Genomic DNA, 22,610 nt, shown 5'->3' on the forward strand with positions numbered 1-22,610 from the left:
CAAACGGCAGGAGGCAGACATGCGGCAACCGTTTCAGGATCGAAATAGCGGGCTAGCGCAACGGGCGCGGCGCGGCGCAGCGCGATCGGCGCTCTCGGCGCTGCTGGCGCCGCTGGTGCTGGGCGCCGGCCTCTGGCTGGGCCTGCCGGCCGCCGCCGGCGCGGCGCCCGACCCGGCCGCGCGCCCGGCACCCCGCTACAGCGGCAACTTCATCGTGCGCTGGCGCGACGGCGCCACCACCAAGGACGGCGCCGCCGGCAACGCCGGCGCGGACCCGCAATCCGAGCGCATGCTGAGCGTGAGCCAGGACACCGGCGTGGCGCTCTCGGTCAAGCGCCAGATGGGCGGCAACCTGCAACTGCTGAGCGCCGGCGATGCCGCCGACCCCGAGGCCACCGCGGCGCGCCTGCGCAAGGATCCGCGCATTGCCGAGGTGGTGCCTGACCGCTGGCTGCGGCTCCACGACACCAGCCCCAACGATCCCGAATTCGCGCTCAACCAGGCCTATCTCAACACGCCCGCCGTGGTGCGCGGCGGCGTCAACCTGCCGCCCGCCTGGGACCGCAGCCGCGGCAACGGCAGCCTGGTGATCGCGGTGGTCGACACCGGCTACCTGCCCCACCCCGACCTGGCCGCGCGCATCGTGCCGGGCTATGACTTCATCACCGACCCCGGCACCGCCAACGACGGCGGCGGCCGCGACGCCGACGCCACCGATGCCGGCGACGGCGTGCCGGTCGGCTACACCTGCTCCGGCTCGGCGCCGGCCACCACCGCCACCAACAACAGCTGGCACGGCACGCGCGTGGCGGGCACGCTGGGCGCGATCACCGACAACGGGCAGAGCATCGCCGGGGTGGACTGGAACGCGCGCATCCAGCCGGTGCGCGTCTCGGGCCGCTGCGGCGCGCTGCTGTCCGACACCGTCGACGGCATGCGCTGGGCCGGCGGCCTGCCGGTGCCGAACATCCCGAACAACCCCACCCCGGCGCGCGTCATCAACGTGAGCCTGGGCGGCGGCACCTGCTCCACCGTCGAGCAGCAGGCCGTCAACGACCTTGCCGCCGCCGGCGCGGTGGTGGTCGCCGCCACCGGCAACAGCGCCGGCGCGGTCGAGGCGCCGGCGGACTGCGCCGGCGTGGTGGCCGTCACCGCGCACGTCAACGACGGCGAGAACGCCAGCTACGCCAACGTTGGCCCGCAGGTCTCGCTGAGCGCGCCGGGCGGCGGCTGCGGCAACTCCAAGGTCGTCACCGACCCCGGCACCGGCCAGATCTCGTGCTCGGCGTCGCAGTCGTTCATCCGCACGCTGTCCAACGACGGCACCACCACGCTCGGCAACTACAACGTGACCAACTCGCAGGGCACCAGCTTCGCCGCGCCGCTGGTGTCGGGCGTGGCCGCGCTGATGCTGGCGGCCAACCCGGCACTGACGCCGGCCCAGGTGCTGGCCGCGCTGAAAAGCTCGGCGCGCCCGCATCCGGCCAACACCTATTGCACGCTGGCGGCCAACACCGGCAACTGCGGCGCGGGCCTGCTCGACGCCAATGCCGCGCTGATCGCCGCCACGCAGGCGCCGGCGACCACGCCGACCGCGCCTTCGAGTGGCGATAGCGGCGGCGGCGGCGGTGGCGGCGCGCTGGCATGGCCGCTCTCGATCGCGCTGTGCGGCCTCGGCCTGCTGCTGGGCCTGGGCGCGCGCCGCGGCAGGAAGGCCGCGCCGCGCTGACGGCACGGCGGAGGCGGCCGCGCCGCCCCCCGCGCGCTCACGCGCCGTGCCGGCGCTCCCACCACTCCTGCAGCAGCCACAGCGCCAGGCCGGCCACCGCGCCGGCCGCGTGCGAGATGCGCACCACGCCGAAGCCCCAGTGCGCGTCGAACACCACCGGCGCCAGCCACGACTGCTCCAGCCAGGTCTTCACCAGCACGCCCAGGCACAGCAGCACGCCGGCCGCGCGCGACCAGCCGTCGCCGCGCAGCAAGCGCAAGCCGCCCCACAGCGCCAGCCCGTGCAGCGCGCCGGACAGCCCGCCGTACCAGCCCACCGACGGCACCCGGCACAACGCCAGCTGCACCGCCACGCCGCAGGCCAGCAGCACCGCGAACATGACGCCGCCGCGCGCCTCGCGCCCGACCAGCAGCAGCAGGCCCGCGGCGGCCAGCAGGTCGGCCAGCCAGTGGCGCCAGCCCAGGTGCACCCACATCGCGGTCAGCAGGCGCCACCACTGGCCGGCGGCGCCATGCCCGAGCACCGCGTCGCGCAGGTAGAGCCCGTGCGCGTGCAGCCACGGAATGAAGGTGAAGGCCGCGCCGAGCGCGGCCGTGGCGGCCAGCGCGGCCAGCACGCCGGGCAAGGTGGATGGGCTGGCGGCGGCCGGCGGCGGCGCGGGCGGCTGCGTCAATTGCCGCCGGCGCCCGCCGGCTCGCCGAACACCGCCTGCCACAGCGCGCGCACCTGCGCCACCGCCGCGGCCACCGCATCGGCGGGCACGCGCGCCTGGTCGTGGCCGTCGAGCCGCAACTGGTGCTGGCGCGCGCGGAACGCGCGGTAGGCGTCGCCCACCTCGCGCGCCAGCGTGGCGTCGATCAGGCCCAGCTCGCCGGCGGTGCGCAGCAGCGCGATATTGCCGGCGTTGCGGGTCAGCTCGGGATGGTCGTGGCTGTGCAGCAGCACCAGGTACTGCACGGTGAATTCGATGTCGACCATGCCGCCGCGGTCGTGCTTGAGGTCGAACAGCTCGCCGGGATTCGGGTGGCCGTCGGCCACCTTGCGCCGCATCGCGGCAATCTCGCCGCGCAGCGTGGCGGCGTCGCGCGGCTGGCGCAGGACCTCGTCGCGCAGGCGCTCGAAGTGCGCGCCGATCTCCGCGTCGCCGGCGCAGAAGCGCGCGCGCGTGAGCGCCTGGTGCTCCCACACCCAGGCCGTGTTGTCGCCCTCGCGCTGCTGGTAGCGGCGAAAGCCCTCGAAGCTGGTCACCAGCAGGCCCGCCTCGCCGTTCGGGCGCAGCCGCGTGTCCACGTCGAACAGCGTGCCGGCCGCGGTGTGGCTGGTCAGCCAGGTGATCAGCCGGCGCGCGTAGGCCGCGTAGATGTCGGGCGCGCGCTCGTGCTCGTCCTCGTACAGGAAGATGATGTCGAGGTCGGAGGCATAGCCGAGCTCCTTGCCGCCCAGCTTGCCGTAGGCGATCACCGCGAAGCGCGGATCCTCGCGGTGGCGCGTGGCCAGCTGGCGCCACACCGCGTGCAGCGTGACGGCCAGCATGGCGTCGGCGAGGTCGGACAGGCGGTCGGCCACCTGCTCCACGGTCAGCATGCCCTGCAGGTCCTGCAGCAGGATGCGGAAGGTCTCGGCATGGTGCTCGCGGCGCAGGATGTCCATCTGCGCCTCGACCTGGCCGTGGGCGGCGTCGAGCCGCGCGGCCAGGCGCGCGCGGAAATCGTGCCAGTCCGGCGCGCCGGCCAGCGCATCGCTGTCGAGCAGTTCGTCGAGCAGTTGCGGGTGGCGCGTCAGGTAGGCGGCGGCCCAGCTCGATGCGTGCAGCGTGTCGGCCACGCGCGCCATCGCCTGCGGGTATTCGGACAGCAGCGACAGATAGGACGCGCGCCGGCTGATGGCCTCGAGGAAATCGACGAAGCGCGCGATGGTGCGGTCGGCGTCGTGCTGGCGCGCGGCCAGGTCCAGCGCGCGGTTGACCAGCAGGTCGAAGCGCGCCCGGCTCTGCTCGGACAGCGCGCGGTAGCGCAGCGACGAGCCGGTCGCGCGCAGGCGGTCCAGCAGCCCGGTGCAGTCGGTGAAGCCGGCCTTGGCCAGGCGCTCGCACGGCGGCTCGTCCTCCTCGTCGCGGATCAGCGCGGGCCACAGCGCCTCGCACGGCTCGTTGACCTGGTCGGGGTCGGAGAAGGTCGCCTCGAACTGCTGCGCCACCGGCTCCTGCAGCGAGGACAGCCGCGCCATCAGCGCCGGCCAGCCGTCAAAGCCCATCATGGCGGCCACCGCCTGCTGTTCTTCCTCGGTGGTCGGCAGGTGATGGGTCTGGGCGTCGTCGCGGTATTGCAGGCGGTGCTCGAGCTGGCGCAGGAAGCGGTAGGCGTCGGCCAGCTGCTCGGCCTGGCCGGCCGGCAGCAGGCCATGCTCGACCGCCACCGCCAGCACTTCCAGCGTGGGCCGCACGCGCAGCGCGGTGTCCTGCCCGCCGCGGATGAGCTGGAACACCTGGGCCATGAACTCGATCTCGCGGATGCCGCCGCGGCCCAGCTTGATGTCGAACGCGCGCTGGTTGACGCGCTGCCCGCCGCCGGCCGCCACTAGCCCGCCGCTGCGCTTGGCCGCCTCGGCGCGGATCTGCGCGTGCAGCGAGCGGATCGCGGCGATCACGCCGTAGTCCAGGTAGCGGCGGAACACGAACGGGCCGGTCAGGCTGGCAAGCTGCGCCGCGGTGCGGCGCGCGTGCGGCGTGTCCTGCGCCGACACCACCCGGCCCTTGATCCACGCATAGCGCTCCCACTCGCGCCCCTGCACCACCAGGTACTGCTCCAGCATGCCGAAGCTGCACGCCAGCGGGCCGGCGTCGCCGTTCGGGCGCAGGCGCATGTCGACGCGGAACACGTAGCCGTCGGCGGTGACTTCGGCCAGCAGGTTGATCAGGCGGCGGCCCAGGCGGATGAAATATTCGTGGTTCGACAGGCTGCGCTGGCCGCCGCGCGTGTCGCCGTCCTCGTCGTAGAGGAAGATCAGGTCGATGTCGGACGACACGTTGAGCTCGCGCCCGCCCAGCTTGCCCATGCCGACCACCACCAGCTCCTGCACCTCGCCGCTCGACTCGCCGACCGGGCGGCCGTAGGCCGGGGCCATATCCTCCTCCAGCACCGCCATGCCGTACTGGATGCCGAGCTCGGCCAGATCGGTCATGGCGCCGGTGACTTCGCCCAGCGTCGACAGGCCGCGCAGGTCGCGCTCGATCACCACGCACATCACCTCGGCGCGCAGCCGGCGCAGCTCGCGCTTGACGGCATCCTCGACGTCGGCCGACGGCTCGCGCAGCGCCTGCAGCCGCGCCGCCATCCACGCGCGCGTGAGCGGCCGCGCGCTGGCGGCGGCGACGATTTCGGCCAGCCCGGGGCGGGCCTGCACCATGCGGCGGGTATAACGCGAATAGGCGGGCGAGTACAATGCCGTGCCGGCGCAGTCGACCGGCACAAGTCCGGCGGCGGCCACGACGGCGTGAGGCCCGCTGGCCATGTCGGCCACGGCTTGCCTGGCGGCGCCGGAAGTGTTGCCGGGCGCATGTCCGGCGGCGGCGGCACCGCTCGCGGCGGCGCTGGCGGCGGGCGCGGGCGCGGCCGAGGAACTCGTCGGATCAGTGGAAGTCATTCCTGTTGTTGTTTGGAAGCGCGTGAGCCGGCCCCGGGGCCGGCGCGCGCATCGTGCATGGCCGGTCAGGCACCGAATTGGAGAGCGCCTAGTATTGTCGGATAATCAGCGCATGTCCAGCCGCGCCACCCCACCCGCAGAACCCGCCGCCACGGCCGCTGCCGCCGCCAGCGCCGCGCCGGGACGGGATGCCGCCGCCGGCCCCTCCCTCCTGCGGCAGGCGCCGCGCCGCGCGCTGGCGCTGGCGCGCGCGTTCGGCCGCGCCGCGCTGACCGTCGTGCGCCATCCCGCCTGGCGCGGGCTCGGCCGCGTGCTGGTGCGCCTGGCGCTGGCGCTGCTGGTGATGGCGCTGCTGGCCGGGCTGCTGATCCGCTTCGTGCTGTGGCCGCAGGCCTCGGCCGCGCGCACCTGGCTGGAGCAGCGCGGCTCGATCGCGCTCGCCGCCAAGTTCAGCATCGGCCAGCTCGACACCTACTGGGACGGCTGGCACCCCGCCTTCCACGCCCGCGACGTCGCCGCGGTCGACAGCGAGCAGCACGTGCTGATGGCCGCCGGCACGCTCGACGGCAAGCTCTCGTGGCGCTCGCTGTTCAGCATGGACCTGCTGTTCCAGCAGGTCTCCGCCAGCCACACCGACCTGCTGGTGCGGCGCACTCCGGAGGGCCGGCTCGAGGTGGCCGGCCTGACCGTCGACACCGCCAGCGCGAAGCCGCAGGACAACCGCCTGTTCGACTGGCTGCTGGCGCAGGGCAAGGTCGACCTCAGCGACGGCAAGCTGCGCTGGCTCGACGACAAGAACAAGCTGCCGCAGCTCGACGTGGGCAACATCCAGTTCAGCGCGCGGCGGTTCGGCTCGCGCCACGTCGTCAGGCTGGAGGCGCAGTCCCCCACGCTGGCGCCGCGCCCGCTGGTGATCGCGGCCGACTTCCGCCACGACTACCTGCGCCGCGCCGGCGACTGGCACAACTGGCACGGCCAGGCCAGCTGGGACCTGGGCCGGCTGGAACTGCCGGTGCTGCAGCGCTACACCGCCATCTTCGACCGCGTGGCGCGCGGCACCTTCAACACCGACGGCACCATCGAATTCCGCGGCGGCGAGATCAGCCGCAGCCAGGCCCGGCTGCGCGCCAGCGGCGTGGACCTGCAACTGGCCGGCGCGCCCGAGCCGCTCAAGCTGGCCAGCGCGCAGGCCTTCGTCATGCACCGCATCGGGCGCGACCACGACCACCTGCTGACCATCGACACCCTGCTGTGGCAGCCCGAGCCGGCCGAGGGCCCGGCCGTGCCGCCGGGACGCGCCGACGTGGCCGCCTCCGCGCCCGCCGCGATGCCCTCGTCGACGTCCTCTTTGGCGTCCTCCTCGGCTCCCTCCTCCACAGCCGCCGCCATGCCGGCCGGCGCGGCCTCCGACGCGCCCGCCGAGAACGCCTGGCGCGAAGGCATGCGCAAGGTGGTGGTGGGCTGGGCCACCGACAACAAGGGCCAGTTGCGCAAGTTCTCGCTCAAGGCGCCCACGTTCGACCTCAACACGGTGCGCTCGCTGGCCACCTCGCTGCCGCTCGACACCGCCCTGTCGCGCCAGCTGCGCGCGCTGCAGCCGTCCGGCCATCTCGACAACCTGGACGTGAACTGGAACCGCGACCGGCCGAACCTGCTGACGCGCCGCGCCGGCGCGGCGCATTTCAACGTGCAGGGCACGCTGCGCAACGTCTCGGTGCGCGAGCAGCCGGCCAGCCCCGCGCTCGGCGCGAACGGCAAGCCCAACCTGGGCGTGCCCGGCTTCTCGCGGCTGTCCGGCAGCTTCAACTTCGACGAGCGCCGCGGCAGCGCCCGCCTGGAGGGCAGCAACGCCGCGCTGGTGCTGCCCGGCATGTTCGAGGAGCCGCGCGTGGTGTTCGACCAGATCGCCGGCGAAGTGCACTGGACCCGCGACAACAACAAGCTGGCGGTGCGCACCGACGGCGTGCGCTTCGCCAACCCGGACACCGCGGGTACCGTGCGCGGCACCTGGCAGACCGGCGGCGACGGGCATGGCGGCATCGCCGACCTGACCGGCGAGCTGGACCGCGCCCAGGTCGGCCGTATCCCGCGCTACCTGCCGCTGGGCCTGCCCGCGGCCACGCGCCAGTACCTGGCCGGCGCGCTGGTGGCCGGCGAGGCCAGCGACGTGAAGTTCCTGGTCAAGGGCGACCTCGAATACTTCCCCTTCCACAGCCCGCACGAGGGCGCCGGCGATTTCCGCGTCGAGGTGCCGATCCAGCGCGTCAGCTACCAGATCGCGCCCCACGTCGGCGCGGCGCCCGGCAGCGCCGCTGCCGCCGCCAACGGCGGCAAGGCATGGCCGAACTTCACCGACATCGACGGCCGCGTGCTGTTCGAGCGCGGCGGCCTGTCCTTCGTGGCCCAGCATGCGGGCGTGCAGGGCGTGCCCGGCGTCGCGCTGCAGGACGTCAACGGCCACATCGCCGACCTCAGCGACCACGGCCACCTGCTGCTCGACGGCGGCGCCAGCGGCACCATGTCGGGCTTCCTGCGCTTCATCGCCGCCAGCCCGGTGCGCGACTGGACCGGCCAGGTGACCAGCGAGATGCGCGCCCAGGGCAACGGCGAGCTGCGCCTCAAGCTCGACCTGCCGCTCACCGAGTCCCACGCGGCCAAGGTGGACGGCCAGTTCCGCCTGCCCGGCAACGAGGTCGTGCTGAACCCGCAATGGCCGCCGCTGGGCGGCACCACCGGCGTGATCGCCTTCAACGAGCACGGCTTCCAGCTCAACGACCTGCGCGCGCGCCTGCTCGGCGGCGAGATCCGCGCCGGCGGCGGCAGCCAGCCCGACGGCACGGTGCGCGTGACGGCCAGCGGCAATCTGGGCGCGCCCGGCATCCGCGAGCTGCTGGCCGGCTCGGCGCTCGCCGCGCTGGCGCAGAAGACCGAAGGCAGCGCCGCCTACAGCGCCGTGATCGGCGTGCGCGAGCACCAGCCGCAGATCACCGTCACCTCCGATCTGGCCGGGCTGGCGCTCGGCCTGCCCGCGCCGCTGGGCAAGAGCGCGGCCCAGGCCGTGCCGCTGCGCATGGAACTGCGCCCGGCCGCCGCGCGCGCCGGCCACGAGGAACTGCTGGTGCAATACGGCAATGCGCTCAACGCGCGCTACCTGCTGCGACGCGGCACCGAAAGCACGGAGGTGGTGTCCGGCGGCATCGGCATCGAGCAGCCCGCGCCGCAGCCGGCCAGCGGCGTCACCGCCGCGCTGACCAGCGGCCGCTTCGACCTCGACCCGTGGCGCGCGCTGCTGGCGGGCGACGACGGCGCCGCCAAGGGAAACAACGGCGCAAATAATGGCGCGAACAGCGGCGCAAGCAGCGGCGGCCGGGGCAATGCGCCGGCCGCGCCGCCCTCGCCTTTCCTCCCCGAGCGCATCACCGCGCACGCGCGCACGCTGGTGGCATTCGGCCGCGAGCTGGACGAGGCGGCGGTGGAAGCCAGCCGCGCGCCCGGCGGCTGGGACGTGCGCGTGGACGCGCGCCAGGTCGCCGGCACGCTGCGCTGGCGCGACGACGCCACCACCGGGCCGGCCGGCGCGCTGACGGTGCGCCTGTCGCGCCTGAACATCCCCGACAACAGCGACGCCGGCAACATGGCGGACACGCTGGCCGGCAATACCGACGAGCTGCCCGCGCTGGACCTGGTGGCCGACCGCTTCGAGCTGCACGGGCGCGACTTCGGCAAGCTCGAGGTCAAGGCGCACGCCAGCGAAAGCGGCGGCGACCCGGTGTGGACGCTGGAGCGCCTGGTGCTCGAGCAGCCCGGCGCCACCTTCACCGGCAGCGGCAGCTGGCGCATGCCGCGCCGGCTGCGCGAAGGCGCCAGCGCCGAGCGCCGCACCCTGCTCGACTTCAAGCTCGACGTGCGCAACGGCGGCCAGGTGCTCGAACGCATGGGCCTGCCGCACATCCTGGCCGACGGCCGCGGCACGCTGGAGGGACGCGTGGGCTGGCGCGGATCGCCGCTGGCGATCGACTACCCCACCCTGTCGGGCCGCGTGACGCTCAAGCTCGACAACGGCCAGATCCTCGCCGTGGAGCCGGGCGCGGCCAAGCTGCTGGGCGTGCTCAGCCTGCAGGGGCTGATGCGGCTGGCCACCTTCGACTTCCGCGGCGTGGCCGGCCAGGGCATGGTGTTCGACGAGATCACCGGCATCGGCACGCTCGAGAACGGCGTGGCCAGCACCAAGGACTTCGAGCTCCGGGGCGGCCAGCTGCGCGCCTCGATGACGGGCAGCGCCAACCTGCCGCGCGAGACCCAGGACCTGGAGGTCACGGTGGTGCCGCGCATCAACGCCACGTCGGCCTCGGTGGCGGCGGCCTTCATCAATCCGGCGCTGGGCATCGGCACGCTGGCCGCGCAGCTCATCTTCGCCGACGAGTTCTCCAAGGCCTTCAGCCGCCGCTACCACATCAGCGGCAGCTGGGCGAACCCGCAGATCAACAAAGTGGGGGAGAATAAGGCCGATGCCCAGCCCGGCCTGCCCGGCGTGCAGGGCACCTCGAACCGGGTCTACCCGCTGCCGTAGGCCCCGCCGGCCGCACCGGCGCCGCCGGCTCTCCATACCAAGGAAAACGCACATGACCGCAACCGCCCCCGGCGCCACGCCGTTCCGCGTGGCCGCGATCCAGACCGTCAGCGGCATCTCGCGCGAGGCCAACCTGGCCCGCGCCGGCGCGCTGATCGCCCAGGCGGCCCACGGCGGCGCGGAGCTGGTGCTGCTGCCCGAGTATTTCTGCATGATGGGCCAGCGCGAGGGCGACAAGGTCGCCATCCGCGAGCGCGACGGCGACGGCCCGATCCAGTCGTTCCTGGCCGACGCCGCGCGCCGCCACCGCATCTGGCTGGTCGGCGGCACCCTGCCGCTGTGGTGCGAGGACGAGGCGCGCGTCTACAACACCTCGCTGGCCTACGATCCGCGCGGCGAGCGCGTGGCGCGCTACGACAAGATCCACCTGTTCGGCTTCACGCGCGGCACCGAGAGCTACGACGAATCGCGCACCATCCTGGCCGGCGACACGCCGGTGAGCTTCGAGGCGCCGTGCGGCCGCGTCGCCATGTCGGTCTGCTACGACCTGCGCTTCCCCGAGCTGTACCGCCAACTGGCGGCCGGCGGCAAGACCAGCTTGATTCTGATGCCGGCCGCCTTCACCTACACCACGGGACAGGCGCACTGGGAGATCCTGCTGCGCGCGCGCGCCATCGAGAACCAGTGCTACGTGCTGGCCGCGGCGCAGGGCGGCAAGCACGAGAACGGCCGCCGCACCTGGGGCCATTCGATGCTGGTCGATCCCTGGGGCGAGGTCATGGCGGTGCTGCCCGAAGGCGAAGGCGTGGTGAGCGGCGTGATCGACCCCGCGCGCCTGGACGAAGTGCGGCAGAACCTGCCGGCGCTGCGCCACCGGGTGCTGTAGCATGTACGGCCGCGCCGCCACGCGCCCCACGGGCGGCGCACAGATCATTCACGCGGCGGCGCCAGCGCGCCGCCGCGGCACGACGACAAAAGGAAAACCATGAACGCCGGCGACCTCGGAATCCGCAACCTCGCCACCGCCCAGCAACTGCTGCTGGCGCCCTATGGCCTCGACGAGGCCAAGCTCCAGCGCGTGCTGGCGGACATCTTCACGCACAAGGTCGACTACGCCGACCTCTACTTCCAGTACACCCGCAACGAGGCGTGGAGCCTGGAAGAAGGCATCGTCAAGTCGGGCAGCTTCAGCATCGACCAGGGCGTGGGCGTGCGCGCCGTGTCCGGCGACAAGACCGCCTTCGCCTACTCGGACGACATCAGCCTGGACGCGCTGCTCAAGGCCGGCGCCGCCACCCGCACCATCGGCCGCGCCGGCAGCGGCCGCGTCAAGGTGGCCGGCAAGCTGGCCTCGCAGGGCGGGCGCAGCCTGTACACGCCCAACGACCCGCTCGACTCGATGGCCGCCGCCGACAAGGTGGCGCTGCTCGAGCGCGTGGAGCGCATGGCGCGCGCCAAGGACCCGCGCGTGGTGCAGGTCATGGCGGGCCTGGCCGGTGAGTACGACGTGGTGCTGGTGGCGCGCAGCGACGGCGTCGTCGCCGCCGACGTGCGCCCGCTGGTGCGCGTCTCGGTCACGGTGATCGCCGAGCAGAACGGCCGCCGCGAGATCGGCTCGTCGGGCGGCGGCGGGCGCTATGCCTACGGCTATTTCACCGACGAGCTGCTGCGCAAGTACGTCGACGAGGCGGTCGCCTCGGCGCTGGTCAACCTCGAGGCGCGCCCGGCTCCGGCCGGCGCCATGACCGTGGTGCTGGGCCCGGGCTGGCCCGGCGTGCTGCTGCACGAGGCGATCGGCCACGGCCTGGAAGGCGACTTCAACCGCAAGGGCTCGTCCGCGTTCGCCGGCCGCATGGGCGAGCGCGTGGCGGCCAAGGGCGTGACCGTGGTCGACGACGGCACGCTGGCCAACCGCCGCGGCTCGCTCAACCTCGACGACGAGGGCAACCCGACCCAGTGCACCACGCTGATCGAGGACGGCATCCTCAAAGGCTACATGCAGGACACCCTCAACGCGCGCCTGATGAAAATGCCCGTGACCGGCAACGCGCGCCGCGAGAGCTACGCCGCGCTGCCCATGCCGCGCATGACCAACACCTACATGCTCAACGGCAACCGCGACCCGCAGGAGATCATCGCCAGCGTCAAGCGCGGCCTCTACGCGGTAAACTTCGGCGGCGGCCAGGTCGACATCACCAACGGCAAGTTCGTGTTCTCGGCCAGCGAGGCCTACCTGATCGAGGACGGCAAGATCACCGCCCCGGTCAAGGGCGCCACGCTGGTCGGCAACGGCCCGGAATCGCTCAAGGACGTGACCATGATCGGCAACGACATGCGCCTGGACTCGGGCGTGGGCGTGTGCGGCAAGGAAGGCCAGAGCGTGCCGGTGGGCGTCGGCCAGCCGACCCTGCGCATCGAGAACATGACCGTGGGCGGCACCGCCTGAACCCGGCGCCGCGCCGCGCGTGTCGCGCGCGGCGCTTGCCAAGCCCCGCAAAAAGCGCTATAAAGATGCTTCGTTGCGCGATGGTCAACTGCCGCGGCCCGCTGATTTACCGGACGCCGCGCAATTTCCTGCCATCCCTTGACGCATTGCCGCAAAGAACATACGACACCCGAGCCTGATCCGATCCATGTCCGCCAAGTTTTACTTTTACTTTTATAGCGATCTCACACCGCTGGCGGATGGAGAGGGACGATCGTAAGCGCCCCGAGGATACACAAAAAGCCGCCAGCAACCCTGGCGGCTTTTTTTATCCCGGCCCGCTCCCAGGCCCTAGCCCACACACCCAAACCCACGACCCACGAAATCCCGGAGCCATCATGCTGAAGAACACCGACGACCTGCGTATTCGCGAACTCAAGGAACTGTTGCCGCCGGCGCACCTGATCCGCGAATTCGCCTGCTCCGAACAGGCCTCGGACGTGATCTACGGCGCGCGCCAGGCCATGCACCGCATCCTGCACGGCATGGACGACCGCCTGATCGTCATCATCGGGCCCTGCTCGATCCACGACACCCGCGCCGCGCTCGAATACGCCAAGCTGCTCAAGGTGCAGCGCGATCGCTTCGCCGGCGAGCTGGAAGTGGTGATGCGGGTGTATTTCGAGAAGCCGCGCACCACGGTGGGCTGGAAGGGGCTGATCAACGACCCGCACATGGACGGCAGCTTCAAGATCAACGACGGCCTGCGCATCGCGCGCGAGCTGCTGCTGAACATCAGCGAGATCGGCGTGCCGACCGGCACCGAGTACCTCGACATGATCAGCCCGCAATACCTCGCCGACCTGGTGAGCTGGGGCGCCATCGGCGCGCGCACCACCGAAAGCCAGGTGCACCGCGAGCTGGCCTCCGGACTGTCGTGCCCGGTGGGCTTCAAGAACGGCACCGACGGCAACGTCAAGATCGCCGTGGACGCCATCAAGGCCGCCTCGCAGCCACACCATTTCCTGTCGGTCACCAAGGGCGGCCACTCGGCCATCGTGTCGACCTCGGGCAACGAGGACTGCCACATCATCCTGCGCGGCGGCAAGACGCCCAACTACGACGCCGCCAGCGTGCAGGAGGCCTGCGAAGCGATCTCCAAGTCCGGCCTGGCCGCGCGCCTGATGATCGACGCCTCGCACGCCAACAGCAGCAAGAAGCACGAGAACCAGATCCCGGTGTGCGAGGACATCGGCCGCCAGGTGGCGGGCGGCGACGAGCGCATCGTCGGCGTGATGGTGGAGTCGCACCTGGTGGCGGGCCGCCAGGACCACGTACAGGGCACGCCGGTGGACACCCTGACCTACGGCCAGTCGGTCACCGACGCATGCATCGGCTGGGACGACTCGGTCAAGGTGCTGGAGACGCTGGCCAACGCCGTCAAGGCGCGCCGGCTGGTCAAGGGCACCGGCAACTGAGCGCCGGTTGCGCGCAACGAAAAAGCCGCTGGTGTCAGCGGCTTTTTTTCCGACTTCGACATGACGCCCGCGCTGGAACCCGGCTGGCTCGCGCGCACGACCGATCCGACAGGGTGCGGATGTGCCCGTGAAACCCGGCCCGACGGAAACAAGTCAGCCCGCCATCAGCTCATGCGAGCTCCCGGATGAGCCGATTCGAGCTGTATTGAGCTAATATGAGCTGATTCAACCCGTCGAGCCGGTTCGAGGAGTGTGCCGTGGTCGTGCAAGACGAGATCCTTCTAGCGCTGCAGGCGCAGGCGCAAACAGCGTCCCCCTGGCTGAGTTCGCGCGACCTTGCCAACCGGGTTCATGCCAGTTGGTCCACGGTGAAACGCCAGCTCGACACGTTGGTGCGCGCCGGCGGCGTGATTCGGGAAGGCCGCGCGCGCGCCACGCGATATCGGCTGGCGCCGAGCTTGCCCGCGGCGTCGCAGCCGGCGGCGCCGCGAGCGTTATCGCCTGTGCCTGGCTTCTCGTTGTCCGCGCGAGGCCAAGCGCTGCTGGCCGAGCTGAAGCGGCCGCTGGCCGCGCGCGAGGCCGTCGGCTACCAGCGCGCCTTCGTGGACGGTTATGTGCCGAACCAGAGTTCCCTCCTGCCCGAAGCCATCGCGCACGCGCTGGCCGAAGAGGGACGCCTGCGCGGACAACAGCCCGCCGGAACCTATGCACGCAACGTGCTGGGGCCCCTGCTCATCGATCTGTCCTGGTCCTCGTCGCGCCTGGAGGGCAATCGCTATTCCCTGCTGGCCACGGAAGAACTGTTCAAGAACGGCATGGCCGGCAGCGATCTGGACGCGGTCATGTTGCTCAACCACAAGGCCGCCATCGAATTCCTGGTCGATGCGGTGCCCGAGTACGGCCTGACGCCGGCCCTGATCAGAAACCTGCATGCCATCCTGATGCAAGACCTGCTGGCGGACGCCCATGGCCTGGGCAGCATTCGCCAAAAGGTGGTCAATATCAGCGACACCACTTACGTCCCGGCACAAGCTCCCGCGCTGCTGGAGGAGATGTTCGGGCACATCGTGGAGAAGGCGCGGCAGATCAAGAACCCGGTGGAGTCGGCCTTCTTCCTCTGGGTGAATCTGGCCTATCTGCAGCCCTTCGAGGACGGCAACAAGCGTACCAGCCGCCTGTCGGCCAATATTCCCCTGATGCTGTACAACTGCGCGCCCTTGTCGTTCCTGGATGTGGAAGCGCGGGACTATGCCTGCGCCATGATGGGCGTGTACGAGCATCGCGACGTGGCGCTGGCTGCGGACCTGTTCGAATGGGCCTATCGGCGCTCGATCAGGAAATACGCCGTCCAGATCGAGGCGATGGGTGTTCCCGACCCGATGCGACTGCGCTTCCGGGAAGCCTTGAACGAGACGATCGGCCATATTGTCCGCGATGGACAGACGGTCGCCGAAGCCGTGGCCTTGCTGAGGTTGTCCGAACAGGATGCGCAGGTTTTCCAGCCGATGCTCGCGCAGGAACTGCGAACGCTGGACCTGCACAACTGCGCCCGCTACCGGCTCACGCCGGGACAGACCAGGCAGTGGATCGCCGCGGGGCGGCCGCAGTAGCGGCATATCGTCGTCGCCGGGACGGCGCCTTCGCGAAACAGGAAGCCATTCCCGAACGGCAGGGTGTGCCGGGGCGCCGCCCCGCCTGTCGGCGGCACGGCATGCGTGCCGTCCTTACTTCTTCAGTACCAGCCCGCCCGGCAGCGATTCGATGTACGCGGCGATGTCGCGCAGTTCCTGGCGCGTGAACGGGCGCGGCTTGCCGTCCTTGCCGGTCACGGCGGGATTGGCGTTGACCTGCCCGGCCATGATGGCGTTCGAGCGGCCCACCTGCGGGTTGGTGGTGATCTGGTAGGCGGCCAGCGCGTGGTACAGGTAGTCGGCGTGCTGGCCGGCCAGCTTCGGGTAGTCCGGGCTGATCGGGGCATTCATGCCGGCGCCGTGGCAGGCCACGCAGTTGCCCTTTTCCACCAGCGCCTTGCCGGCGGCGATGTCGGCCGCCGCGGCGGAGAAAGCCGCGCCACCCAGCACGAGCGCGCCGGCCGCGAGCGAAAGCGTCTTGAGCGTATTCATGGAGGGTCCCCTCACTTCTGGTTGTTGTTCTGGGTGCCGGAGGTCTGCTGCGCGTAGTAGGCAGCCACGTCGGCGATGTCCTGGTCGCTCAGCGTGGCGGCGATGCCGCGCATGGTCGGGTGCTTGCGGTCGCCCTTCTGGTATTCCTTGAGCGCGTTCTCGATGTACTTGGCGTTCTGGCCTCCCAGCAGCGGCACCTGGTACACCTCGGGAAACGAGGCACGGTATCCGGGAATACCATGACATCCGATACACATTGCGACCTTGTTTCTGGCTGCATCCACATTGCCTTTGACTTCCTGGGCGTGCACAGCCATTGCGGCTGCGCCCAGCACCACCATCGTGAGGAGCTTTTTCATTGTCGTAGCTGATTGGAAGTGTAAAACCCTGGGAGACCTGCCCGACCGGTCGGAAATGGCTTCGGAATGGGTCCGGCGGGGAAGCCGCATCTGCCTGCGGCTCGATGTGGCGCTGCCAGCGGGGTCGGGCACAGCGGGCGTCCTTCGTCGGGACGTCCACGCCTGGAAGTGGCCAGGCGAAGCGGGCACGGACCTGCCTCATTCTGCAACCATCTCTTCGCACGCCGCCTCCCGGCAGGGGCCGCGCGCATGACTGGGCGGACGAACCGGACGGTGGAGATATAGGACTTTGGGGGGCGCGTCAAACCGGCGCATTGTACAGCAGGCTGCACGCGAGCGTCCAGCATGGTGCGCGCCGCCATACACGAACGGAAAAGCTCTTTTATACTGGCCCATTCCGACACGCACGAACCCCTCATCAGGTTGCCTCATGTCCAACACCACCAACGCCAGCCCCAACCAGCAGACCCGCTTCGAAGGCAGCCAGCAGTACGTTGCCACCGATGACCTCAAGCTGGCCGTCAACGCCGCCCGCGCGCTGCAGCGCCCGCTCCTGATCAAGGGCGAGCCCGGCACCGGCAAGACCATGCTGGCAGAGGAAGTGGCCGCGGCGCTGGGCATGCCGCTGCTGCAATGGCACATCAAGTCGACCACCAAGGCGCAGCAGGGCCTGTACGAGTACGACGCGGTCTCGCGCCTGCGCGACTCGCAGCTCGGCGACGACCGCGTGCACGACATCCGCAACTACATCGTCAAGGGCGTACTGTGGCAGGCGTTCGAGGCCGACCAGCAGGTGGTGCTGCTGATCGACGAGATCGACAAGGCCGACATCGAATTCCCCAACGACCTGCTGCGCGAGATCGACCGCATGGAGTTCTACGTGTACGAGACGCGCGAGCTGGTCAAGGCCAGGCACCGCCCGCTCGTCATCATCACCTCCAACAACGAGAAGGAGCTGCCGGACGCCTTCCTGCGCCGCTGCTTCTTCCACTACATCAAGTTCCCCGACGCCGAGACCATGCAGCGCATCGTCGACGTGCACTATCCCGGCATCAAGCGCGAGCTGGTGGCCGCCGCGCTCGAGTCGTTCTACGAAATGCGCAACCTGCCGGGCCTGAAGAAGAAGCCCTCCACCTCGGAACTGATCGACTGGCTCAAGCTGCTGATGGCCGAGGACATCCCGCCCGAGGCGCTCAAGAGCCCGGACAAGAAGGCCGCGATCCCGCCGCTGCACGGCGCGCTGCTGAAGAACGAGCAGGACGTGCACCTGTTCGAGCGGCTGGTGTTCATGAACCGCGCCAACCGCTGAACCCGGACCCGCCATGACTGCCTTTGCCAAACCCGTGACGCTGGTGGGCCATCACGCCACGCTGGAGCCGCTGCGCCCCGAGCATGCCGACGGCCTGCGCGCCGCCGTGGCCGACGGCGAGCTGTGGAAGCTCTGGTACACCAGCGTGCCCGAGCCCGATCGCATGGAAGCCGAGATCGCGCGGCGCCTGGGCCTGCTGGAACAGGGCTCGATGCTGCCGTTCGCGGTGCGCGACGCCGCCGGCGAGCTGGCCGGCATGACCACCTTCATGAACATCGACGCGGCCAACCGGCGCGTCGAGATCGGCTCGACCTGGTATGCGCGGCGCGTGCAGCGCTCGCCGCTGAACACCGAATGCAAGCTGATGCTGCTGGGCCATGCGTTCGACCATCTCGGCTGCATCGCGGTGGAATTCCGCACGCACTGGATGAACCAGCAGAGCCGCGCCGCCATCGCGCGGCTCGGCGCCAAGCAGGACGGCGTGCTGCGCAACCACCAGCGCATGCCGGACGGCTCGCTGCGCGACACCGTGGTGTTCTCCATCATCGCCAGCGAATGGCCGACCGTGCGCCAACACCTGCAGTTCCAGCTCGAGCGCCCGCGCTGACAGCGCGCGCCGACTGAAAGCGAGGCATCATGCTGATCGACTTCTTCTTCTCACTGCGCCACGCCAAGCTGCCGGTCTCGGTCAAGGAATACCTGACCATGCTCGAGGCGCTCAAGGCCGGCGTCATCTCGCCGTCGATCGACGAGTTCTACTACCTGTCGCGCATGGCGCTGGTCAAGGACGAGAAGCACTTCGACAAGTTCGATCAGACCTTCGCCGCCTATTTCAAGGGCGTCGAGAACCTGGTCGACTGGAAGTCCGACATCCCGCTGGACTGGCTGCAGAAGACGCTCGAGCGCGAGCTGTCGGCCGAGGAAAAGGCCAAGATCGAAGCGATGGGCGGGCTCGACAAGCTCATGGAGCGCCTCAAGCAGCTGCTCGAGGAGCAGAAGGAAAAGCACGAGGGCGGCAACAAGTGGATCGGCACCGGCGGCACCTCGCCGTTCGGCCACGGCGGCTACAACCCCGAGGGCATCCGCATCGGCGGCCCGTCCAAGGGCAACCGCACCGCCATCAAGGTGTGGGAGGCGCGCGCCTACAAGGACTACGACGACCAGGTCGAGCTCGGCACGCGCAACATCAAAGTGGCGCTGCGCCGCCTGCGCCGTTTCGCGCGCGAAGGCGCGGAGACCGAGCTCGACCTCGACGACACCATCCACGCGACCGCGGCCAATGCCGGCCTGCTCGACATCAAGCTGCGCCCGGAGCGCCACAACAAGGTCAAGGTGCTGATGCTGCTCGACGTGGGCGGCTCGATGGACGACCACATCAAGCGCGTGGAGGAACTGTTCTCGGCCACCAAGACCGAGTTCAAGCACCTCGAGTACTACTACTTCCACAACTGCGTGTACGACTACGTGTGGAAGAACAACCGGCGCCGCCACGCCGAGAAGATCGCCACCTGGGACCTGATCCACAAGTACAGCTCGGACTACAAGGTGATCTTCGTCGGCGACGCCACCATGAGCCCGTACGAGATCCTGCAGCCGGGCGGCTCGGTGGAATACAACAACCCGGAAGCGGGCGCGGTCTGGCTCAACCGCCTGATCGAGCAGTTCCCGCGCTTCGTCTGGCTCAACCCCGAGCCCGAGGGCCTGTGGCAGTACCGCCAGTCGGTGACGGTGATCAGCCAGATCATGAAGTCGCGCATGTACCCGGTCACGCTCAACGGCCTCGAGCAGGCCATGCGGGTGCTGTCGAAGTAGCGGCCCGCCCGGCCCCGCCTCAGGCCACCACGTCCACGCCCTCCATCACCCACTGGCGGAACGTCTGCAGCGCCGGCAGGTGCTGTTTCTGCTCGGGATAGCACAGGTAGTAGCCCTTCTTGCTCAGCACGCGGGCCGGGTGCGCCACCACCAGCGCGCCGCCGGCCAGCTCCTGCTCGATCAGGCAGCGCGGGATCAGCGCGATGCCCAGGCCCGACATGGCCGCCTGCGTGAGCAGCGAGAACTGGTCGAAGCGCGCGCCGCTCCAGGCCTTGCGCGTGGCCACGCCAAGCTCGGCGAACCAGTCGGCCCACGCCTCGGGCACCGTGGTGTGGTGCAGCAGCGGATAGCGCAGCAGCGCTGCCGGCAGGCGCGCCATGCCGTCGGGCTCGCCGGCGAGCAGGCCGGGCCGGCATACCGGCAGCACCTCGCGGCCGGTCATGTAGTCGGCCAGGCTGCCCGGCCACACGCCGTCGCCGAAGCGGATGGCGGCGTCGAGGTCGGGCTGCGAGAAATCGTAGCCCTGCGCATGCGGCACGAATTCCAGGCTCACGTCGGGATGCTTCTCGAAGAACTGCGGCAGGCGCGGGATCAGCCACTTGGCGCCGAGCGTGGGCATGCTGGCGATATGGAGGGTGCCGCCGCGCCCCTGGCGGGCGATCAGCTCCACCGTGGCAGCCTCGATCTCGGTCAGGCTGGGGCGGATGCGGTCGAGGTAGCGCTGGCCGGCGTCGGTCAGCATCAGGCGCTGGCGCACGCGCTCGAACAGCTCCACGCCGAGGAAGGCTTCCAGGCTGCGCACCTGCTTGCTGACGGCCCCCTGCGTCACGTGGAGCTCGCGGGCGGCCACGGTGAAGCTGTTGTAGCGCGCGGCGGCCTCGAAAGCCTGCAATTCGGTCAGCGACGGACACAAGCGTCGCATAGATTACCCCTTACTTCACTACCAAATGGAATGATCCCGCGATTTTATTTCGTTTGCGGTCCGCGTGCACGAACGCGCAGAATCGGGGAAAGCCGCTTTGACTTATTTTCAAGACGTTTCGGCCCTGCCGGCGATCCGTCACCTGCTTCGTCACCTCTTCGCCGCTTCCTAGCCACTTCCTAGCCGCTTCTTGGCTTTCCGTCTCCCCATACTCCCCACCAGGAACCGAACTCATGCAACGCCGTAACATGCTCCGCCTTCTTGCCGCCGCCACCGGCGCCGTCGCCGCCGGCCTGTCGCTGTCGGCCGCGGCCCAGGGCACCTACCCGACCAAGCCCATCACGCTGGTCGTGCCGTTCCCGGCCGGCGGCACCACCGACATCGTGGCGCGCCTCGTGGCCGACAAGCTCGGCCAGCAGCTGGGCCAGGCCGTGGTGGTGGACAACCGCGGCGGCGCCGGCGGCAGCATCGGCACCGCGTTCCTGGCCAAGGCCGCGCCGGACGGCTACACGCTGGGCATCGCCACCGCGTCCACGCACGGCATCAACCCGGCCGTGTACCCGCGCCTGGCCTATGACGCCACCAAGGACTTCACCACCATCACCAACCTGGCCTCGGTGCCCAACGTGATGAGCATCAACCCGGCGGTCAAGGCCACCGACATGAAGTCCTTCATCGCGCTGGCCAAGACCGAGCCCAACAAGCTGGCCTACGGCTCGGCCGGCAACGGCAGCGTCTCGCACATGATGGGCGAGCTGTTCAAGATGAGCAGCAAGACCGAGCTGCTGCACGTGCCGTACAAGGGCGTGGGCCCGGCGCTGAACGACGCGCTGGCCAACCAGGTGCAGGTGCTGTTCGACAACCTGCCGTCCTCGCTGCCCTTCATCGAAGGCGGCAAGCTGCGCGCGCTGGCGGTGGCCGCGCCCAAGCGCGTGCCGGCCCTGCCCAACGTGCCGACCTTCGCCGAGCTCGGCCTGCCCGAAGTCAACGACGCCTCGTGGTTCGGCCTGATCGCGCCGGCCAACCTGCCCGCCGACCTGCAGAACAAGCTGCACGACGCCACCGTCAAGGTGCTTGCGCAGCCCGAAGTCAAGGCTAAGCTGGAAAAGCTGGGCGCGGTGCCGGTCGGCAACACCCCGGCGCAGTTCGCCGCCCAGATCAAGAGCGAAGTGGCGAAGAACAAGCGCATCGCCGGCGCCGCCAAGATCTCCCTGGATTAACCGACGCACATCATGACGGAAACAGACCGAAAGACCGGGCTCACTCCCTACCTGCTGCAACTGCCGCAAGGCGAGAGCGGCCCGCTCTTTCTCGATTCGCCGCACAGCGCCACCACCTACCCGGACGACTTCCGGCCCGCCGCCGGGCAGCCGCTGCCGCTGCTGCGCCAGGCCGAGGACACCTTCGTCGACGAGCTGTACGCCGACGCCCCCGCACGCGGCATCGCGCTGCTGTGCGCGGGCTTCCCGCGCAGCTACCTCGATGCCAACCGCGGCATCGAGGAAATCGACGAGGCGCTGCTCGACGCGCCGTGGCCCGGCCCGCGCCAGGAAACCTCCAAGACCCGGCTCGGCAAGGGCCTGGTATGGCGCGTGCTGGATACCGGCGAAGCCATCTACGACCGCAAGCTGAGCGTGGCCGAGGTGCAGGCGCGCATCGCGCGGTATTACCTGCCCTACTACGCGCAGCTGCAGAAACTGTCGGACCAGGCCATCGCCCGGCACGGCAGCGCGTGGCACGTCAACTGCCACTCGATGCCGAGCGAGGCGGCGCAATACGCCACCGAGCATCCGGGCCTGCAGCATCCCGACTTCGTGGTCGGCGACCGCGACGGCACCACCTGCGACAAGCGCTTCACCGACCGCGTGGAAGCCGTGCTCAAGGACCTGGGCTACGACGTCTGGCGCAACCACCCGTACAAGGGCGTGGAGATCGTGCGCGTGGTGGGCCAGCCGGCCCAGCGCCGCCACAGCCTGCAGCTGGAGGTCAACCGCAAGCTGTACATGGATGAGGCGGGCCTCGTGCACAACGCCGGCTTCGGCAAGCTCAAGGCCGACCTCAACCATCTGCTCGACGAGCTCACGGTCTTCGTCAAGGCCGCCTCGGCAAGCTGAAGCGCCACGGCCAAGGCCTGCCGCGCGGCTGTGCAACGCAGCCGCGCCGGCACGCCCGGAAAGCGGCATGCCGGGCGCATCGTGGCGGCAACCGCACCTAGGGTAGAACCTAGGGTCAAGAGATTTC

The 22,610-nt window shown here is 70.2% G+C and carries 16 protein-coding genes; 11 read left to right on the forward strand and 5 right to left on the reverse strand.

Going from position 1 to position 22,610, the window contains the following annotated elements:
- The first annotated feature begins 19 nt into the window (after positions 1-19).
- Positions 20-1,729 (forward strand): S8 family peptidase, encoded by a 1,710-nt coding sequence (locus KF708C_RS19400; protein WP_063923037.1) that lies wholly within the window; start codon positions 20-22, stop codon positions 1,727-1,729.
- A gap of 37 nt (positions 1,730-1,766) precedes the next feature.
- Here the strand turns inward: KF708C_RS19400 and rrtA are convergent, their stop codons facing one another.
- Positions 1,767-2,402 carry a rhombosortase gene (gene rrtA, locus KF708C_RS19405; protein ID WP_059412958.1) on the reverse strand — a complete coding sequence of 212 codons (636 nt, stop codon included), beginning with the start codon at positions 2,400-2,402 and terminating at the stop codon, positions 1,767-1,769.
- Positions 2,399-5,239 carry a bifunctional [glutamate--ammonia ligase]-adenylyl-L-tyrosine phosphorylase/[glutamate--ammonia-ligase] adenylyltransferase gene (gene glnE, locus KF708C_RS19410; RefSeq protein ID WP_082079653.1) on the reverse strand — a complete coding sequence of 947 codons (2,841 nt, stop codon included), beginning with the start codon at positions 5,237-5,239 and terminating at the stop codon, positions 2,399-2,401. Before glnE ends, rrtA begins: the two co-directional genes overlap by 4 nt.
- Positions 5,240-5,483: 244 nt before the next feature.
- Between glnE and KF708C_RS19415 the strand changes: the two genes are divergently transcribed.
- The 5 genes from KF708C_RS19415 (at position 5,484) to KF708C_RS19435 (ending at position 15,454) form a co-directional block, all read left to right on the forward strand.
- Positions 5,484-9,941, forward strand: a complete 4,458-nt coding sequence (locus KF708C_RS19415) for a YhdP family protein (RefSeq protein ID WP_063923038.1) — start codon at positions 5,484-5,486, stop codon at positions 9,939-9,941.
- A gap of 52 nt (positions 9,942-9,993) precedes the next feature.
- Positions 9,994-10,827 (forward strand): carbon-nitrogen hydrolase family protein, encoded by an 834-nt coding sequence (locus KF708C_RS19420; protein WP_059412960.1) that lies wholly within the window; start codon positions 9,994-9,996, stop codon positions 10,825-10,827.
- Positions 10,828-10,926: 99 nt separating this feature from the next.
- Positions 10,927-12,387, forward strand: coding sequence for a metalloprotease TldD (gene tldD / locus KF708C_RS19425; RefSeq protein WP_020201402.1), 1,461 nt, complete (start codon positions 10,927-10,929; stop codon positions 12,385-12,387).
- Positions 12,388-12,764: 377 nt separating this feature from the next.
- The gene (gene aroG, locus KF708C_RS19430) at positions 12,765-13,844 is read left to right on the forward strand and encodes a 3-deoxy-7-phosphoheptulonate synthase AroG (RefSeq protein ID WP_020201401.1); all 1,080 of its coding nucleotides are present in this window, start codon (positions 12,765-12,767) and stop codon (positions 13,842-13,844) included.
- Between the two features lie 257 nt (positions 13,845-14,101).
- Positions 14,102-15,454 (forward strand): Fic family protein, encoded by a 1,353-nt coding sequence (locus KF708C_RS19435; protein WP_231586537.1) that lies wholly within the window; start codon positions 14,102-14,104, stop codon positions 15,452-15,454.
- 114 nt (positions 15,455-15,568) lie between these two features.
- On the opposite strand, the gene KF708C_RS19440 is transcribed toward KF708C_RS19435, so the two are convergent.
- Together KF708C_RS19440 and KF708C_RS19445 are read right to left on the reverse strand one after the other, a co-directional pair.
- Positions 15,569-15,967 (reverse strand): c-type cytochrome, encoded by a 399-nt coding sequence (locus KF708C_RS19440; RefSeq protein WP_059412962.1) that lies wholly within the window; start codon positions 15,965-15,967, stop codon positions 15,569-15,571.
- 11 nt (positions 15,968-15,978) lie between these two features.
- Positions 15,979-16,326 (reverse strand): c-type cytochrome, encoded by a 348-nt coding sequence (locus tag KF708C_RS19445; protein WP_029043267.1) that lies wholly within the window; start codon positions 16,324-16,326, stop codon positions 15,979-15,981.
- Positions 16,327-16,756: 430 nt separating this feature from the next.
- Here KF708C_RS19445 and KF708C_RS19450 point away from each other — a divergent pair, with 430 nt between their 5' ends.
- Genes KF708C_RS19450 through KF708C_RS19460 form a run of 3 tightly spaced genes read left to right on the forward strand, consistent with a single transcriptional unit; the run spans position 16,757 to position 19,447 of the window.
- Positions 16,757-17,635, forward strand: coding sequence for an AAA family ATPase (locus tag KF708C_RS19450; RefSeq protein ID WP_020201397.1), 879 nt, complete (start codon positions 16,757-16,759; stop codon positions 17,633-17,635).
- A gap of 13 nt (positions 17,636-17,648) precedes the next feature.
- Positions 17,649-18,242, forward strand: a complete 594-nt coding sequence (locus KF708C_RS19455) for a GNAT family N-acetyltransferase (protein ID WP_059412963.1) — start codon at positions 17,649-17,651, stop codon at positions 18,240-18,242.
- A 29-nt stretch (positions 18,243-18,271) separates the two neighbouring features.
- On the forward strand, positions 18,272-19,447 hold the full coding sequence (locus KF708C_RS19460) for a vWA domain-containing protein (RefSeq protein WP_020201395.1): 1,176 nt from the start codon (positions 18,272-18,274) through the stop codon (positions 19,445-19,447).
- A gap of 19 nt (positions 19,448-19,466) precedes the next feature.
- Here KF708C_RS19460 and gcvA read toward each other — a convergent pair whose 3' ends face one another.
- On the reverse strand, positions 19,467-20,369 hold the full coding sequence (gcvA, locus tag KF708C_RS19465) for a transcriptional regulator GcvA (protein ID WP_059412964.1): 903 nt from the start codon (positions 20,367-20,369) through the stop codon (positions 19,467-19,469).
- Between the two features lie 233 nt (positions 20,370-20,602).
- Here gcvA and KF708C_RS19470 point away from each other — a divergent pair, with 233 nt between their 5' ends.
- Together KF708C_RS19470 and KF708C_RS19475 are read left to right on the forward strand one after the other, a co-directional pair.
- Positions 20,603-21,589 (forward strand): tripartite tricarboxylate transporter substrate binding protein BugE, encoded by a 987-nt coding sequence (locus KF708C_RS19470; RefSeq protein ID WP_029043265.1) that lies wholly within the window; start codon positions 20,603-20,605, stop codon positions 21,587-21,589.
- Positions 21,590-21,601: 12 nt separating this feature from the next.
- Complete coding sequence (locus KF708C_RS19475; RefSeq protein ID WP_059412965.1) at positions 21,602-22,483, forward strand: N-formylglutamate amidohydrolase; 882 nt, start codon at positions 21,602-21,604, stop codon at positions 22,481-22,483.
- Positions 22,484-22,610 lie beyond the last annotated feature (127 nt).

Origin of the sequence: Cupriavidus basilensis, from assembly GCF_000876015.1 — a bacterium.
Lineage (GTDB): Bacteria > Pseudomonadota > Gammaproteobacteria > Burkholderiales > Burkholderiaceae > Cupriavidus > Cupriavidus basilensis_B.